The organism is Azospirillum sp. HJ39 (assembly GCF_041507355.1).
GTDB classification, from domain to species: Bacteria; Pseudomonadota; Alphaproteobacteria; order Azospirillales; family Azospirillaceae; genus Azospirillum; species Azospirillum thiophilum.
Map to the genome: position 1 here is coordinate 650,284 of NZ_CP167905.1, position 19,774 is coordinate 670,057.

General features: G+C 67.7%; 1 protein-coding gene. It reads right to left on the reverse strand.

All coding sequences use genetic code 11. The features are described from left to right. Positions 1–33: 33 nt before the first annotated feature. The gene (locus ABMY26_RS03600) at positions 34–19,710 is read right to left on the reverse strand and encodes a calcium-binding protein (RefSeq protein ID WP_372395100.1); all 19,677 of its coding nucleotides are present in this window, start codon (positions 19,708–19,710) and stop codon (positions 34–36) included. Between the last annotated feature and the right edge of the window lie 64 nt (positions 19,711–19,774).

The following is a 19,774-nucleotide window of genomic DNA, read 5'->3' on the forward strand; positions in this document are numbered from 1 at the left end:
TTCCAGCCCATTGCGTCCGGCCGCCACTGCCTCTCACCGCCACGAGGCGGTGATGGCTGTTTCGACCTGAGGGTAAACATCGGGATCGATGCTCATCGTACCGGCCGGCGGCGGAGCGAACCCCGCCATCGCCTGGACCAGCCGGTCCACCATGGAATCCAGCAGCACGGTTCCATCGGCGGTTTCTATGCTGTCCATGCGGTGCTCGGCACCGCTGTACCAGCCGGCGACCGTCACCATGTCGGCGGTGCCGATCACCTGCACCTCCAGATCGTTGCCCGACTTGCTGAACCACAGCTGATGGGCATCGATGCCGGCATCGAACACCAGCCGGTCGGTGCTGATCTTGCTGTCATTCTCGACGATGCGGTCATGCCCGCCACCGCGCCCGAACCGGTACAGATCGTCGCCCAGCCCGCCGGCCAGCGTGTCGTCCCCGGCCCCACCGCTCAATGTATCGTTTTCTGAGACGGATCGGGACACCACGACGGAGTTGGAACCGAAGCCGACGATGTCGGCGCGGCCATCGCCATCGACATCGGCCACAAGACGTGGATTGGTGTTGAAGTTGCTCCAGACTTGATAACCATAATCGCTGACGCCGAGACGGGTCCGGCCGAAGGTGCCATCGGCCTGCCCATATGACACATAGGCTCCATCTGTGGCAAAGCCGACGATGTCCACCCGACCATCGCCATTCACATCGGCCAACGCACGGGGATACTGATCCTGGGTTGTCCAGCCGCCCGTGTACTTTGCGAAATTATCGCTGTAGGCCACGGCAATCGGGCCGAAGGTGCCGTCGGCCCGGCCGCGGGCGATGAAGACCTGATTGAGGCCGAAGCCGACGATGTCGGTCATGCCGTCACCGTCGACATCGCCGAGAACGCGCGGGAAGTCATTTTCGTTGTACCAACCGCCGTAACTGGTCGTGAAGTTGCCATTGAAGGCAACCTTGACTGCACCGAAGGTTCCGTCAGCCTGTCCCAGGGCCGCGATCACGGAAGTGCTGGAGAAAGCGACGATGTCCGCCCGGCCATCGCCGTTCACATCCCCGAGCAAGCGGGGATATTGTGCCATATTGGTCCAGCCCGTGTTGTAGGTGAAATTCCCGCTCAACGCCGTCTGCGCCGGCGCAAAGCTGCCATCCACCTTGCCGAGGGCGACCAGTACATCATTGTTCGCAAAACCAACGATGTCCGCCCGGCCATCGCCGTTCACATCGGCCAACTGCCGGGAATTGATGTTCTGGCTGTTCCAGCCGTATTTGGGCGTGAAGGCGCCGTCATAGCCAAGCTGGCTCGGCCCGAAGCCTCCATCGGCCTGCGCCAGGGAAACCAGAACGGTGCTGCCGGAAAAACCGACGATATCGGCACGGCCATCGCCATTCACATCCCCTAGCATACGGGGATTCAGGTCGGCACTGCCCCAGCCAACGGTATAGGTTCCGTCGAGCACGGTTTCCCTCGCCTCGAACAGGTTGGTATCGCTTTCCGAACTGGCATCGCCGATCAGGATGTCGTTGCCGTCGCCACCCTCCAGCGAATCCCGTCCGGTACCACCCACCAACGTGTCGGCGCCGGCTCCACCGATCAGGCTGTCGTCATCGGCACCGCCGGACAGCATGTCCCCGCCATCGCCGGCCTCGATCTCGTCATTGCCGTCGCCACCCGACAGGCTATCCTTGCCGGAGCCACCCAGCAGGGTGTCGTTGCCCGCCTCGCCATAGGCAACGTCGTAGTCGCCGCTTTCCGCAAGGTCGGCCCGGCTGTCCAGCAGGTCGTCGCCGGCGCCGCCATGCAGTTCGTCGCGGCCCGTGCCACCGATCAGCGTGTCGTTGCCGCCCTGGCCGAACAGCATGTCGTTGCCGCCCCGCCCGTCGATCAGGTCGCCGTTGACATAACCGAACAGCGTGTCGCCGCCCTCGCCGCCAGCGGTTTCCAGCCGCAGAGCCGGGTTCGACAGCAGTACCTCCGTCCCGTCCTGGAAGCGGACCGCCTGCAGATAGTTGCTGCCGTCGCCCGCACCGTTGAAGCGGTTGGAAATGACAACCTGCTCCGTCCGGTTGCGGAATTGCAGCACCAGATTGTTGTCGGAGCGCGCGAAATAAAGCTGGTCGGCCTCGAACCCTTCGCCGAACAGCAGCGTGTCGTTGCCGCCTCCCCCCAAGACGGTGTCCCGACCACCGTCATAGATCACCAGATCGTCACCGGCACCGGCGTCTATGGCATCGTCGCCGACGCCGCCCTGAATGGTGTCGTTGCCCGACTCGCCCTGGAGAAGGTCGTTGCCGGCCCCGCCATGGACGACATCGTCCCCGTTGCCACCGTGAATGCTGTCGTCGCCCGCCTCGCCATGGAGAAGGTCGTTGCCGGCCCCGCCATTGAGCGTATCGTTGCCATCGCCACCGGACAGCTCGTCGGTGCCGTCACCACCCGACAGGGCGTCGTTGCCGGTGCCGCCATCGAGCGTGTCGTTGCCGGCATCGCCACTGAGGACATCATTGCCGGCGCCGCCGGACAGCGTGTCGGCACCGTCGCCGCCCGAAAGGGTGTCGTTACCGGCACCGCCGGACAGCATGTCGGCGCCGTCGCCGCCCGACAGGGTGTCGTTACCGGCGCCACCGTCGAGCGTGTCGTTGCCGGCACCGCCGACAAGGGCATCGGCACCTCCCCCGCCACGCAGGCTGTCATCGCCGTCCTCGCCGGACAGCGAGTCGTTGCCGGTCTCGTCATCGCTGCTGTCGAGCAGATCGTTTCCGGCGCCGCCATACACCAGATCGCTTCCCGCCCCGCCATACAGACTGTCGTCGCCGCCATAGCCATAGATGGCGTCGTTGCCGCCGCCGCCACGGATGGTGTCCGAGGCGGCATACCCTTCCAGCGTGCGGGCTGCAGCATCGTCCCAGGTGTCGATCGCCAGGGCGGGATCGCTCAGGTCGACGGTGCGGCCGTCGCCGAACAACAGGGTTTGCAGATAATTGGCACCATTGCCGGCACCGCTGAAGCGGTTGGCGATGACGATCCGGTCGGACTTGCCGTTGAAGCGGAGATGCAGGTCGGCACCGTAGCGTTCGAACCGCACGTCGTCGCGGCTGTAGCCGACGCCGATGGACAACGTGTCATTGCCGCCACCTCCGACCACCGTGTCAGAGCCGCCCTGATAGAGCACGAGGTCGTCGCCGGCGCCGGTGACGATCCAATTGGCACCGGCGCCACCGGTCAGTGTGTCGTTGCCATCCTCGCCAAAAAGCGAGTCGGCATCGTCGCCACCCGACAATCTGTCCGCCCCTGCCCCGCCATAGAGCGTGTCGGTCCCGGCCCCACCCGACAGGCTGTCGTCACCGGCCTCGCCGTTCAGGTAATCGTTGCCGTCATCGCCGGAGAGGGTATCGTTGTCGGCGCCGCCAACCAGGCTATCGGTGCCGGTGCCGCCGGACAGGCTGTCCCGGCCGTCATTGCCCTGGATGGAGTCGTTGCCGGCATTGCCCTCGATCAGGTCGTCGCCGTCGCCGCCATGGAGCGCGTCGTTGAGGGAACCGCCATAGAGCGTGTCGTTGCCGGCCTGACCATAGGCGGAGTCGCCGCTCGCCGTCTCGTCCCGGCTGTCGATCAGGTCGTTGCCATCGCCGCCGTACAGGGCGTCGGCACCGGCGCCGCCATACAGCGTGTCGTCGCCGCCATAGCCGGAGATGGCGTCGGTACCGCCATTGCCTCGGATGACGTCGCCGGCATTGTAGCCTTCCAGTACATGGCCCGCATCGCTGTCGCGGGTCAGGATCACCAGATCGGTGCGCGACAGGTCAAACGTGCTGTCGTCGGCAAAGCGCAGGGTCTGTACATAGTTCCCCCCCTCGCCATTGTCCTTGAAGCGGTTGGCGATGACGATCCGCTTGCCGAGATCGTCGAAGACCAGATGCAGATCATTGCCGAAGCGCTCCAGACGCAGGCCGGCCAAGGTATAGCCTTCACCGAAGACCTGTTCGTCGTTGCCGCCGCCGCCGACGATGGTGTCGGCACCGCCCTCGTACAGGATAACGTCGTCGCCGGCACCGCCATCGATGTAATTGGCACCGTCGCCACCCGACAGCGTGTCATTGCCGGCATAGCCATACAGGTTGTCGTTGCCGGCGGCGCCCGACAGGCTGTCGCCCCCCTCGCCACCGTCGAGGGTATCGGCTCCGACACCGCCGATCAGCCGGTCCGCGCCGGTTCCGCCATAAAGCACGTCGTTGCCATCGCCACCGGTCAGCAAATCGGCGCCGGCATAGCCGTAAAGGGTATCGTTGCCGCCAGCGCCATCGATGCTGTCGTTGGCATTGTAGCCGTAGAGGGTTTCGGCCATGTCCTGGCCGTGGGTTTCCACCACGATGGTCTGGGCCGCAAGATCGACGCTGCTTCCATCGGCGAATTTCACCGTCTGGACATAGTTTGCCCCGTCTCCATCGCCATTGAAACGGCCGGCCAGGATGATCCGGTCACCGGTGTCGCGGAAATTCAGGTGCAGATCTGCGCCGATGCGCGAGAGATACATCCGCTCCCGGTTCAGGCCGGCATCCAGTTCCAGCACGTCGGCGCCGCCACCGCCGGTGATGATGTCGATCCCCTCGCCTGCGGTAAAGCGGATCAGGTCGTCGCCGGCCCCGCCGTCGATGGTATCGGTGCCAGCATTGCCGTCCAGCGTGTCGTTGCCGGCCTGGCCATAGAGATAGTCGGCCCCGGCGCCGCCAAGCACGGAATCGGCACCATCCTCGCCATAGAGGTAATCGGTGCCGCCGCCGCCGTCGATCAGGTCGTTTCCAGCCCCGCCATAGGCAACGTCGATGCCGCCGCCACCATAAATGGTGTCGGTGCCGCTGCCGCCATAGGAGGCGTCATTGATCCCGCCGGCGTTCGGATCGTCGCGGTTGTCGATCAGGTCGTCGCCGGCACCGCCATGCATCTCGTCGGACCCGCTGCCGCCGAGGATGGTGTCGTTGCCGGCACCGCCCAGGATGGTGTCGTTGCCGCTGTCGCCCGACAGGCTGTCGCTGCCCTGGCCGCCGCTGAGCGCGTCGTTTCCGGCATCGCCCGCCAATGAATCATTGCCGATGGGTCCTTCGACTGCAGGAGGCGGCAAAGCCGCGGAAACACCAAAGCTGCTTGAGTTGCCGAATTTGATCTGCGCACCGCCGACACCCGGAATCGGGATTCCGTTGATTTCAGCGCCCGCAAAGAACAGCCCTATGAAAGTCAGGCCACTGTAAGGGAATGTGGCAACCGTCTCCAGCCGCAGAGTTCCAGCGTAATCCCGATCGCGGACCGTGAATACAAGGTCCTGCCACTGGTCATAACCAATGTGGTTATAGACTCCGACGGCGGTGACCGTTGCTTCGCCAACCACGGTATTATCCAGCCATACCCTAAGCACCGAGCTGAGCAACCCATAGGTCTGTGCACGGACACGGATTGTAATGGCTTCATTGCCCGTTGTTGATATCTCATCGCCCCAAAGGCGATCTTCGCCGCTTCCACCGGAAACGCTGTCGTTGCCCGCACCGCCATAAACCAGGTCGTTGCCCGCTCCACCATCGAGACGATCCGCGCCACTGCCGCCGTGCAGATCGTCACTGTCGGCTCCACCGGTCAGCGTGTCGTCGCCGCCATAGCCGTATATGGTATCGTTCCCGGTCTGACCGTCGAGGGTGTCACCGACATTGTAGCCTTCCAGCTTCTCGCTTCCGGCACCGCCAATCGTCTGGATCACCAGATCCTTGCGGCTCAGATCGTCCAGCGATCCATCGGCGAACCGCAACGTCTGGGCATAGGCGGCGCCGTCGCCGGCACCGTTGAAACGGTCCTTGACGATGACCTGGTCCGTCCGGCCGGTAAAGCGCACATAAAGGTCATTGCCTAAGCGGGAGAAATAGAGACTGGCCTTGTCGAAAGATGCATCCAGTTCGATGACGTCGTTGCCGCCGGTGTTGTAGACGACGTCTTGGCCGCCATCGAAGCGGATGACGTTGCTGCCGGTTCCGCCGTAGATCGTGTTGTTGCCGGCCCCGCCGATCAGGATATCGTCGCCGACATCGCCATAGAGCGTGTCGTCCCCGTCGCCGCCGTCGAGCGTGTCGTTCCCATCTCCACCTTCCAGCCGATCGCTGCCACCGCTTCCCAGCAGCAGATCGCCATCCGCCCCGCCGTCGAGCGTGTCGTTGCCCGCCCCGCCATCCAGCGTATCAGTACCGGTATAGCCGAAGACGGTATCGTTGCCGCCAATCCCCTGGATCAGGTCGCCGACATTGTAGCCCTCCAACTTTTCCGACATCCCGGTCGCCAGCGTTTCCAGCTTCAGGGCCGGATCGGTCAGATCCACCTCCTGCCCGTCGGCAAAGACGACGCGCTGGACATAGCTCGCCCCGTCGCCGGCGCCATTGAAGCGGTTCTTCAGCACAATCTCGTCGGCGGCATTGCGGAAACGTAGATAGAGGTCGTTTCCGAAGCGGGCGAAATACAGATCCTCGCGCCTCAACCCGGTGCGGATTTCCAGGATGTCGCTGCCGCCCTCGTTGGTGATGGTATCGCGTCCGCCGCTGTAGCGGATCACGTCGTCGCCCTGGCCGGTCAGGATCGTGTTGATGCCCGATCCGCCCTCCAGCGTGTCTGCCCCGTCGCCACCCTGCAGGCTGTCGTCGCCGTCGCCACCCTGCAGGCTGTCCTTGCCGGCGTTGCCCTCCAGCCAGTCGTTGCCGGCATTGCCCTCCAGCCAGTCATCGCCATCGCCACCGGCGAAGGTCTCGCCGGCATCACCGCCCAGGATGGTATCGTTGCCCGCCTCGCCGTAGGCGACGTTCACCGAAGCACCGGCACCGGCATCGTCGCGGTTGTCGATCAGGTCGTCGCCCGCCCCGCCATAGAATTGGTCAGCACCCAGCCCGCCCAGCAGCGTGTCGTCGCCGGCCCCACCGGTCAGGCTGTCGTTGCCATCGCCACCCTGCAACAGGTCGTTGCCGTCCTCGCCCTCCAGCCGGTCGGCACCGGCGCCGCCGGTCAGCGTGTCGTTGCCGATCCCGCCATAGATCTGGTCATTGCCGACCCCGCCGTCCAACGTGTCGTCACCGGCATAGCCATAGAGGGTGTCGTTGCCGCCAATCCCCTGGATCAGGTCGCCGACATTGTAGCCCTCCAGCGTCTCCGACCCGTCGGTCGCCAGCGTTTCCAGCTTCAGGGTCGGATCGGTCAGATCCACCTCCTGCCCGTCGATAAAGACGACGCGCTGGACATAGCTCGCCCCGTCGGCCGCGCCATTGAAGCGGTTCTTCAGCACGATCTCGTCGGCAGCATTGCGGAAACGCAGATAAAGGTCATTGCCGAAGCGGGCGAAATAGAGATCCTCGCGCCTCAACCCGGCGCGGATTTCCAGGACGTCGCTGCCACCCTCGTTGGTGATGATCTCGCGCCCGCCGCTATAGCGGATCACGTCGTCGCCCTGACCGGTCAGGATGGTGTTGGTTCCAGATCCGCCCTCCAGCGTGTCGGCCCCGTCGCCGCCCTGAAGACTATCGTTGCCATCGCCGCCCTGAAGACTGTCATTGCCGGCATCGCCGTACAGCGTGTCGTTGCCGGCATCGCCCGACAGGCTGTCATTGCCGTCGCCGCCCTCCATATAATCGGTGCCGGCACCGCCGGCGATCTGGTCGTCGCCGGCTCCGCCATAGTGAAGGTCGGCATCGTCGCCACCTTCCAGCGTGTCGTCGCCGTCACCGCCCTCCAACCGGTCGGCCCCGATGCCGCCGATCAGCCGGTCGTCGCCGGCACCGCCGAACAGCACGTCGTTGCCGGCTCCGCCATCCAGCAGATCGTCGCCGCCATAACCAAGGATGGTGTCGGTGCCGCCCAGGCCGCTGATGGTGTCGTCGGCGTTGTAGCCCTCCAGCGTTTCGTTGAACTCGTTCGCCACCGTTTCCAGCACCAGGGCCGGATCGGTCAGGTCGGCTTCCTGCCCGTCGGCGAACAGGACACGCTGGACATGGCTCGTCCCATCGCCGTCGCCGTCGAAGCGGCCGGTCAGCACCACCTCGTCGCTGCGGTTGCGGAAGCGCAGATACAGGTCCTTTCCGAAACGGGCGTAATACATGTCCGGCTTGGTCAGCCCGCCGCCGATCACCAGAGTGTCGAAGCCGCCTTCGTTGGTGATGGTCTCGCGCCCGCCGTCGAAGCGGACGGTGTCGTTGCCGGCCCCGGTGAACAGCCGGTCGGTGCCGCCGCCACCCGCCAGCGTGTCGTCGCCATCGCCGGCCAGCAGGCTGTCGTCGCCGTCGCCCGCTTCCAGCAGGTCGTTGCCGACCCCACCGTCCAGCGTGTCGGCCCCCGCCCCGCCGGCCAGGCTGTCGGCGCCGTCGCCGCCCGACAGGAAGTCGGTGCCGTCGCCACCGGACAAGGAATCCTCCCCCGCCTCGCCATAGAGGCTGTCGTTGCCGGTTCCGCCCGACAGCCTGTCGTGACCGGTGTCGCCATACAGGGCGTCGGCACCGTCGCCGCCGTCGGCACTGTCACTGCCGCCGCCGGCATGGAGGAAATCGTCGCCCGCGCCGCCGTCGAGGCTGTCGTCACCGGCATAGCCGTAAATGGTGTCGTTGCCGCCCTGGCCGCGGATGATGTCGCCGACATTGTAGCCCTCCAGCCTTTCGCTGTAGTCGGTCGCCACCGTTTCCAAGGCGATGTCCTGCGCCGTGACGGCGAACTCCGTGCCATCGGCAAAGCGCAGTTTCTGCACGAAGATGGCCCCATCGCCGGGCCCAACGAAGCGGCCGGTCAGGACGATCTGTTCCACCGAGTTGCGGAAACGGATGTAGAGATCGTTATCGAAGCGCGCGAAATAGAGATCGGCGCGGGTGATGCCGGCCCCCATCTCCAGGACGTCGGCGCCGCCCTCGTTGGTGACGGTATCGCTGCCACCGCCATAGCGGATCAGGTCGTCGCCGCTCCCGCTATAGAGCGTGTCGTTGCCGGCCCCACCGTCCAGCGTGTCGTTGCCGGCACGGCCATGGAGGGTATCGGCGCCATCGCCGCCCTCGATGTTGTCATCACCATCCTCGCCGTCGATGCTGTCGTTGCCGCCACCGCCCGACAGGCTGTCATCGCCGGTACCGCCGAACAGGCTGTCGGAGCCGCCGCCGCCCAGAATGGTGTCGTTGCCAGCCTCACCGTAGGAACGGTCGTAACGACCGTCGGTGCCGGGATCGCCGCGGCTGTCGATCAGGTCGTCGCCATCGCCGCCGTACATCACCTCCCACCCGGTATCTCCGATCAGCGTGTCGTTGCCGTCATAGCCATAGATGGTGTCGTCACCACCCCGGCCGTTGATCCAGTCGCCGACATTGTAGCCCTGCAGATATTCGCTGGCGTTGTTCGCATCGGTTTCCAGCGCAATGTCGGTGCGGGTCAGATCAAAGCCGGTGCCGTCGGCAAAGGCCAACCGCTCGACGAAGGAGGAGCCATCGCCAGCAAGGTTGAAGCGGCCGGTAACGACAATCTCGTCACTCGGCCGCCCGCGGAAACGGATGTAGAGGTCATTGCCGAAGCGGGCGAAATAGAGATCGCCCCGGCCGATGCCGGGACCGAACTCGATGCGGTCGAGGCCGGCGCTGTCCAGGATATAATCGCGCCCATCGCCGATGCGATAGACATAGACGTCGTTGCCGGCCCCGCCATCCAGCGTGTCGTTGCCGATGCCACCGATCAGCGTGTCGTTGCCGCCGCTGCCGCTCAGGCGGTCGTCGCCGTCCTGGCCCAGCAGCAGGTCGTCGGTCGCCGTTCCGGTCAGCAGATCGCCGCCGGTGCCGCCCAGCACCGCCAGTTCGCCCAGCGGCATGGTGGTGCCGTCGGCAAAGGTCAACCCGGCCAGCCCGCCGGTTCCGTCGCTCGCCGAGAAATGGTTGACGATGCGGATCTGCCGGCCGGTGGCGCGGACCTGGACGATCAGGTCACCGCCCGAGCGCGACAGCACCACGTCCTTCCAGTCGAGCCCGTCCGGCAGGCCCACCGTGTCGCCGCTGCCGGGGAACACGATCAGGTCGGTGTCGATGCTGCCGAACCGGAAAGCCGACGGGCCGTCGCCGCCGATGAAGACGTTGCCGGCCCCCAGATTCCACGGCGCGCCGGTCGGAAAGGCCACCTGGTCGAGTTGGAACTGGAAATGATTGACCACCAGCACATTGACCGTGCCGTCGGCCGAGACGATGCGCAGATCGTCATGCTCGCGCACGAGGCGCAGGTTGGCCGGCGGGACACCGGCACCGAAGACCAGCCGGTTGTCCTCTCCCGCCGGGTGGATCGTCACCGGGCCGCTGCCGGAGCCGACGCTGTAGCTGTTGTTGCCGCGGCTGCCGATCAGGATGCCGTTGCCGGCGACCGACCAGATCTGGCCGTCGCCATAGCTGACGGTGGACAGGCCGGAGCCGCTGCCCGCCAGCCCGGTGGGGCCGAAATGGTTGACCACCGTCAGATCGACGCTGCCGTCGTCGGTGAACATGTGCAGATTGACGCCGTCGCGCTCCATCCGCACCAGCGCCGGGTCGATGCCGGGGCCGAAGGTCAGCCGGTCACTGCCGCCGCCGGGGAAGAGATAGCGGTGGCCCTGGCCGGGCAGGACGGTGAAGTCGTCGGTTCCCTGCTGGCCGAACATCACGCTGTCGCCTTGCAGGTTCAACGTCACCCCGCCGGAGAAGGTGACGGCGTCCAGCCCGCGCGCCAATCCGTCGGTGGGTGCGGTGAAGTGGTTGACGACACGCACGACCCGACCGCTGCCGACGAAGGCGACGACCAGATCGACGCCGTCCTGGCGCAGGGTGACGTCACCGGGCGACACGTCGGGGCCGAAGACGATCTGGCTGCCACCGCCGCCGGCATGGACGATCTGAGTGGCCGGACCGGTCTTGCCGATGGTGAAGCGGTCGCCACCGCCGCCGCCGATCAGCGTATAGGGCGAAGACAGGTCGAAATTCCGCCCATCGGCGAACTCCAGCAACCCGACGCCGCCGAAGTAATTGAGGACCGTCACCACCTGATGGGTGCGGTCGATGAAGACCTGCAAATCTGACCCGGTGCGGATCAGCCGCACCTCGGTGCTGTCGATGTCGTCGAAGACCACGCGGTCGCCGCCCTCGGCATAGATGGTCTTCGACCCGCTGTTCTCGCCGACCAGGAAGACGGTTCCGCCCTGGCCGCCGATGAGCAGGCCGTCGCCGGTCAAAGACAGTTCCGAGCCGTCTGGCCGGATCAGCGACTCCATCGGCGTGCCGGCGAAGTGGTTGACGATGGTCAGCGCATCCGCGGTGCCGTCGATGGTGATGCGCAGATTGTCGCCGACGCGGGCAACCCGGATCTTGGATCCATCCACCGTATCGACGAAGCGCAGGCGATCGTCGCCGGCACTGTCGGGATAGACGATCACGTCGCCCATGCCGCGCTCGATCACGAACTCGTCATGGCCGGTGCCACCGATCAGCACCTTGCCGCCCTGGATGTTCCAGGTCGTGCCGTTGTTGAAGACGAGATCGCCGATGCCGTTCATGGCGAAATGGTTGACGACGATCATCTCGTTCGGCAGGCCGACGATGGTCAGATGCAGGTCGTTGCCGACGCGCACGATGCGGGTCGTGGCCGGATCGGCGTCGATGGCCAGATGCTGGCCGGGAGCGCCGGGATAGATGAACATCGGGCCGGCTGGAATCGTCTCCGCCCCGCCGCCGCTGATGAAGACGTTGGTTCCGGCGATCGGCCAGACGACGCCGGTGGGGAAGACGATCTCGGGTATCGTCACCACGCCGCCGGTGGCGAACTGGTTGACGATGGTCATGCTGTCGCTGCCGGCGGTGACGCGCAGGTCGTTGCCGACACGGGTCAGCCGGACGGTCGACGGGTCGATGCCGGCAGCCACCTCGATGCGGTCGCCGCCGCCCTGGTTGCCGCCGCCATAGATGACGACATTTCCCATGCCGGGCGACAGGACGAAGCGGTCGGCGCCATCGCTGCCGATCCGGGCATTGGGACCGCCGACCGTCCAGATCCTGCCGTCGGCGAAGGCGATGTCGCGCGCCTCGTTGCCCAGGAAATGGTTCAGCACCTTGACACTGTCGCTGCCGTCGCGCAGCACGATCTCCAGATCGTCGCCCACCCGCCGCACCAGCGTGTCCAGGCTGTCGAAACCGGTGCCCAGCCGCAGCCGGTCGCTGCCGCCGCCGGGGTAAAGCGAGACGTTGCCGATGCCCGGATTGGCGGTGAAAGTATCCGTGGCGCTGGTGCCGACCATGATGCTGGCGCCCCAGATGTTCCAGGTGTCGCCATCGATGAATCGCAGCGTGTGGACGCCGCCGCTCGCCCCGCCGGAAAAGTGGTTCTGCACGGTCAGCTTGTCGGGCAGCGTGCGCAGGCCGATCACCAGATCGTCGCCGACCCGCTGCATGGTCACGCTCGCCTTGTCGATGCCGGGACCGATGACGATCTGGTCGTTGCCGCCGCCGGGCAGGATCGACTTGGCCCCGCCGCCCACCGTCAGCGTATAGCTGTCGTCGCCGGCCCCGCCGATCAGCAGGGCCGGATCGGACAGGTTCCAGAAGCGCCCGCCGGCATAGACATTCTCCAGCAGCGACGCGCCCCAACCACCGGCGAAATGGTTCAGCACCGTCACCTTGTCGGTGGAGCCCTTCACCGAAATGACGAGGTCGTCGCCGACGCGGGCGAAGTCCAGCTTGTCGGCGCCGATGGCCGAGGCGAGGTTCAGCGTGTCGACACCCTTGCCGGCGAACAGGGTGACGGCCCCGTCGCCCGGCTTGAAGGCGAAGACGTCGCCGGTGTCGCCACCGATGCGGAAACCGGCCCCGGCGTCGAGCGGCCACACCGTCCCGTCGGCGAAGGTCAGGCTGGGCAGCACGCCGTTGCCGGCACCCGTGCCGTTGAAATGGTTGAGCACGACCACCCGGTCGGTGCCGCCGCCGATCTCGATGACCAGCTTGTCGCCGTCGCGGCGCAGCGCCACCTGGGACGGCACGATGCCGGCAGCCAGGACCAGCCCGTCGCGGCCGCCGCCGGTCGCCAGCACGCGCTCGCCCAACCCGCTGCCGATCTCGACGCGCTCGTCGGCGGCGGTGCCGGCGAGCAGGCGGGTGTTGTCGATGGCCCATTCGGTGCCGTCGCCGAAGCGGATCGTCCGGTAGCCGTCGGGATTGCCGTCGAAATGCTGCTTGATCAGCCAGGAGGCGCCGGTGCCCTGGTAGGAGATGCGCAGGTCGTCGCCCTCGCGGCTCAGCCGCATGCGGTCCGGGTCGATGTCCAGCGCGAAGGCGATGCCGTCGGCACCCGTGCTGCCATAAAGGGTCGTCTGTCCGCCGTCCAGGCCGAAGACCATGCGGTCGTCGCCGCCGCTGCCGATGCGGATGTCGGTACCGCGCACGCGCCAGCGGCTGCCGTCGGCCAGCTCGATCGCCTCCACCCCGCCATTGCCGGCCCCGGCCAGCGCCTCCGCCGAGAAATGGTTGAAGAGGAGAAGCGAGCGGTCGGTGCCGGCAATGCCGATCTCCAGGTCGTCGCCCTTGCGCGACAGGCGCAGATCGTCGGCGCTCACGTCGGACCCGAAGCGGATGACATTCACCCCCGCATCGGCATGCAGGCTGTGGCTGGCAAAGCCCGGTTCGATGGCGACGATGTCGTCGCCGGTGCCGCCCAGCAGCAGATCGTCGCCCCACACCGGCCAGACCACGCCGTCGGCGAACTCGATCTGGCGGACGCTGCCGTCCCCGGCCCCGGCGGCGCCGTTGGCGGCGAAATGACCCATGATGGTGATGCGGTCGCGGGCATAGCCGTCCTCCCCGGCCGGGCCGCCCTGGGCGTCGAACAGGATGTGCAGATCATCGTCGATGCGTACCAGATGCGCGATCTCGTGCCGGAATCCGGATCCGAGCCGCAAGCTGTCGTTGCCGCCCTCGCCGAACACCACGACATGGCCGGCACCCGATGGCGCGGTGAGCAGATCGTCTCCGGCGGTGCCGGTGACGATGAGATCGCCGAACATCCGCACCCCGTCCTGGACATGGACCGTGGTCGTGCCGCGGGAATAGAGGTTGTAGAGGATCGACCCGACGGTTTCGCTGCCACCGCGCCGCCAGCCGGATTCCTTGAAGGTCACCAGATCGCCGCGGTCGCCGGTGACGTACAGCGGTGCACCGCCGGTATTGGCCAGGATGCCCTGTTCGTTCAGAATCAGGATCTGGCGGCCCGGGTGGGCCAGGTCGATCATCTCGATGCCACGGACCCCGCCGGAATCGGCACCGATGACGACCAGCCGCTCGCCCTCGAAACGCAGCGTGTCGAAGCCGCTGCCGCCGTCGAGGCTGGCGAAGCCGTCGTCCAGCACCCGCAAGCTGTCGTCGCCGGCCCCGCCGGACAGGCTGTCGGCGCCGCCGCGTCCGTCGAGGTAATTGGCGGCGGCATCGCCGGTCAGCCGGTCGGCAAGACCGGTGCCGATCAGGTTCTCCACCCCGTCGAGCCGGTCGCCTTCCGCATCGCCGCCATGGCCGACGCCGGTCGCCAGATCCACCGACACCGCGGCAAGGGATGCCGAATAATCGGCGGTGTCGATGCCGGCCCCGCCGCTCAGCGTGTCGGCCCCGCTTCCGCCGATCAGCGTGTCGTTGCCGGCGCCGCTGCGCAGGCGGTTGGCCCCACCGTCGCCGGTCAGCCGGTCGGCAGCAGCCGAGCCGGTCAGATTCTCGATGCCGGACAGCAGGTCGCCCGTGGCATCGCCGCCATCGGCCGTTCCGTCGGCAAGGTTGACGGTCACGCCGACCGTCGAGCCGGTGTAATCGGCCGTGTCCGATCCGTCACCGCCGACCAGCGTGTCTGCCCCCGCCCCGCCACGCAGGATGTTGTCCTGCCCATCGCCAACCAGCCGGTCGGCGCGGGTGGTGCCGAACAAATTCTCGACCCCGATCAGCATGTCGCCGTCCGCCGTGCCGCCGAGGCCGGTTCCGGCCGACAGATCGACCGTCACCGCAGCCGATGAGGCCGAATAATCGGCAGTGTCGTTGCCGGCCCCGCCGATCAGCGTATCAGCCCCCGCCCCGCCAACCAGCGTGTCGTTGCCGCCCGCGCCGTCCAGGATGTTGGCACCGCCGTCGCCGGTCAGACGGTCGCCGAAGGCGGAGCCGGTCAGATTCTCGATTCCGCTCAGCCGGTCGCCCTGGGCATCAGCCCCCGTCCCGGTGCCGCTCGCCAGACTGACGGTCACTGCGGCGGACGACCCCAGATACTCCGCGGTGTCGATGCCGTCGCCGCCGACCAGCGTATCCGCCCCGCCCAGCCCGACCAGCGTGTCGTTGCCCCCACGCCCGTCGAGCCGGTTGGCGTTCGCATCGCCGGTCAGGCGGTCGTCATGATCGGAGCCGGCGAGGTTCTCGACGCCCGACAGGATATCGCCTTCGGCCTCGCCGCCAGAACCGATGCCGCTGGACAGGTTCACATCGACGCCCGTCGCCGACGCCACATAGTCGGCACTGTCGATGCCGTCGCCACCGATCAGGGTATCGGCCCCGGTACCGCCGGACAGCCAATCGTTCCCGGCGCCACCATCCAGACGGTTGGCCCCGCCATCGCCGGAAAGGCTATCGGCGGCGGCAGACCCGGTGACATTCTCGATGCCCGACAGGACGTCGCCCTCGGCATCGCCGCCGGCCCCGGCACCGGCCGAGAGGTCGACCGCGATACCGCCGGCCGATGCCGAATAATCGGCGGTATCGGATCCTTCGCCACCGGTCAGCGTGTCAGCCCCGGCAGCGCCCGCCAGCAGGTCGGCGCCCGCTCCGCCGTCGAGACTGTTCGCGGCGCCGTCACCGGTCAGCCGGTCGCCCTGGGCGGAGCCGGTGACGTTCTCGATCCCCGACAGCGAGTCGCCCTCGGCATCCCCGCCCGCACCGGTCCCGGCGGCCAGATCGACCGTCACGCCGCCAGCGGAGGCCGAATAATCGGCACTGTCGATGCCGTCGCCGCCGATCAGGCTGTCAGCCCCACCCAGCCCCGCCAGGGTGTCGTCACCGCCGGAGCCGTCGATACGGTTGGTTCCGGCATCGCCGGTCAGCCGGTCGCCGAAGGCGGAGCCGGTCAGATCCTCGATGCCGTTCAGCAGGTCGCCCTCGGCGTCGCCACCGGCCCCCGTACCGCTGGACAGATCGACGCCCACGCCATCGGCCGAGGTCGAATAATCGGCAAGGTCGGTGCCATCGCCACCGACCAGCGTGTCGGCCCCGCCAAGCCCGATCAGGGTATCGTTGCCGCCTCGGCCGTCCAGCAGATTGGCCGCCGCATCGCCCACCAACAGGTCGTCGTGCTCGGAGCCGGTCAGATTCTCGATGCCGGACAGCACATCGCCATCGGCGTCACCCCCCGCCACCGTCCCCGACGACAGATCGACACCCACGCCATCGGCCGAGGCCGAATAGTCGGCGGTGTCCACACCCTCGCCACCGGTCAGCGTGTCGGCCCCCTCGCCGCCGGCCAGCGTGTCGGCCCCCGCTCCGCCGTCCAGAGCGTTCGCGCCGCCGTCGCCAGTCAGCCGGTCGCCCTGCGCCGAACCGGTGAGGTTCTCGACGCCCGCCAGCACGTCGCCCTCGGCATCGCCGCCGACCCCCGAGCCGGCCGCCAGATCGACCGCCACCCCCGCGCCGGAGGCCGAATAATCGGCGCTATCGGTTCCTTCGCCGCCGACCAGCGTGTCGGCCCCGCCGGCCCCGGCGAGCAGGTCGTCCCCGGCTCCGCCGTCAAGGCGGTTCGCGCCGGCATCGCCGGTGAGCCGGTCGCCCTGGGCGGAGCCGGTGACAGTCTCGACGCCGGTCAGCCGGTCGCCCTCGGCGTCGCCGCCGGTCCCCGTGCCTGCCGCCAGATCGACGGTCACGCCGGCAGCGGACGCCGCATAGGTGGCGGTGTCGATGCCGGCACCGCCATCCAGCGTGTCGGCACCGCTGCCGCCGTCCAGCACGTCGTCGCCGGAACCGCCCGACAGGCTGTCGTCTCCCGCCCCGCCCGACAGGCGATTGTCGCCGCCGTCGCCCGCCAGCGCGTCGTTGCCGCCGCCGGCAAGGATGGTCTCGATGCCCGACAGCCGGTCGGCCATCCAACCGCCGTGATGCACCTCGCCTGTCTGAAGGTCGATGGAGATGGCAGCGGTCTCCGCCGAGTAATCGGCGATATCGATGCCGTCGCCGCCGATCAGGACGTCGTTGCCGCCGCCGCCCTTCAGCACATCGTTGCCGGCCCCGCCAATCAGCGTGTCGGTGCCCAGCCCGCCGGCCAGCGTGTCGTCGCCGTCGCCGCCATCCAGATAATCGCCGTTGTAATCGCTGCCCACCGACAGCCGGTCGTTGCCCGTTCCGCCGATCAGCGTGTCGCTGCCCAGGCCGCCGTCCAGCGTGTCGTTGCCGGCCCCGCCGTCGAAGCGGTCGTCGCTCCAGACTCCGTTGCCGTCACTCACCAGATCGTCGCCGTCGCCGGCATCGACCACGTCCCGGCCGCCGCCGCCGACAATAGTGTCGTTGCCGCTGCCGCCATCGATGACGTCGTCGTTCTCCCCGCCGTCGATCCGGTCGCCGCCGGCCCCGCCGCGGATGCTGTCGCCGCCGCTGCCGCCGCTGATGACGTCGTCGCCACTGCCGCCGTCCAGCGTATCGGCCACGTCGCCGCCCTGCAGCGTGTCGGCGCCGCTGCCGCCATAGAGCCTGTTGGCATCGGTGCCGCCATCCAGCCGGTCGTCGCCCATGCCGCCATAGAGCAGGTCGGCGCCGCTGCCGCCGGACAGGGTGTCATTGCCGGTTCCACCGTCGAGCGTATCGTCCTCGCTGCCGCCGTCCAGCACATCGTCGCCGGACCCGCCGAACAGCCGGTCGCTCTGGGAGCCGCCACGGAGCGTGTCGGCGCCCGACCCGCCGCGCAGGCTGTCCTCGCCCCAATCGCCGTTCAGCAGATCGTCGCCGGAGCCGCCGAGAAGCGTGCCGCCGCCACCGCCGCTGCCGAGCGTGTCATTGCCGCCACCGCCTTCCAGCGTCTCGGCGCGCCAGTCGCCGGTCACGGCGCCATCACCGCCGCCCTGCGCCTCGGCCGCCTCGAACGCCTGCTCCTCGGCCGGGGACAGCCCCTCGACATCGGCGGCGCCATCGTCGCGGGCGGAGGTGACGCCGATGTGGAACACCGTGTCCGTGCTCAGCCCGGCGGCGTCGGTGACACGGACGGTCACGGCATGGGTCGGCGCCTGTGCATAATCGAGATCGGCCCCCGCCGCGACCGACAGCACGCCGGTCGCCGCGTCGATGACGAAGCGCCCGCCGGCGTTTTCGCTCAGGCTGTAGACCAGCGCGTCGCCGTCGGGATCCTGGCTGCGGGCGGTGCCGACGACGGTCCCGGCCGCCGCATGTTCGGCGATGACGACGCCGTCCAATGTCGTGGCAGCCGGGGCGTCGTTGACGGCGGCCAGCGCGACGGTGACTGTCTGGGCGGCCACCCCACCGCGGCCATCGGTCACGTCGATGCGGAAGCTGTCGCTGCCGGCATAATCGGCGTCGGGTGTGTAGGTGAAGCGGCCATCGCCGCCCAGGACCAGACGGCCATGGGCCGGCCCCGCGCCGATGCCGTAGGCAAGCGGATCACCATCGGGATCGACCGCGCCGACGGACCCGGTGACGGGAGTATCCTCGGTTCCCGTCAAGGACAGGTCGCTCACCACCGGGGCCCGGTTGGGCGCCGCGACGACCAGTCCGGCAAGCTCGCCGACCGCCACCGTCCGGCCGTCCACCATCACCTCCAGGGCGTTCCAGTTGTTGGCGACGAGCCGGATCGCCTGTCCGGCGAAGCTCTGCCCATCGTCGCCATGGCGTTGGATGAACTCGGCCAGCTGGACGAGGTCGGCGGCGACGGCCGCCGTCACCTGCCCGGCGCTCAGCGCCACCCGCAGCCGGTCATAGCCGGCACCGCCGTCGAGCGTGTCGGCTGCAGCCTGATCGGACAGCACATGGTCGAGCAGGTCGTCACCGCCGCCGGCCCGGACCAGATCGGCGCCCGCGCCATCGGCGAGCCGATCCGCCCCCATGCCGCCGGTCAGCGTGTCGTCGCCGTCGCCGCCGTCCAGCAGGTCGCCATTGTAGTCGTTCCCCACAGTCAGCCGGTCGTTGCCCGCTCCGCCGGTCAACGTGTCGCTGCCGAAGCCGCCATCCAGCGTGTCGTTTCCGGCCCCGCCGTCGAAGCGGTCGTCGCTCCAGACACCGTTGCCATCCGTCACCAGATCGTCGCCATCGCCGGCATCGACCACGTCCCGTCCACCACCGCCGACGATGCTGTCGTTTCCGCTGCCGCCATCGACGCTGTCGTCGTTCTCCCCACCATCGATGCTGTCGGCCCCGTCGCCGCCGGAGATCAGGTCGTTGCCCGTCCCGCCGGAAATCACGTCGTTGCCGGCGCCGCCGTCCAGCGTGTCGCTGACGCTGCCGCCCAGAAGCGTGTCGTTCCCGGCCCCCCCGAGCAGGCTGTTGGTCCCCGTCCCGCCGTCCAGCCGGTCGTCACCATCGCCGCCATCCAGCCAATCGTTGCCGTCACCGCCGAACAGCGTGTCGTTCCCGGCGGCGCCACGCAGTGTGTCGGCCCGCCAGTCGCCGCTCAGCAGGTCGTTGCCATCGGTGGTCACGGTGCTCGTCATCGGCTTGTCCTCCGGAAAGATCGGCCCGGTTGCATCCAGGCCAAGCGGCTGTGGGTTTGAGGAT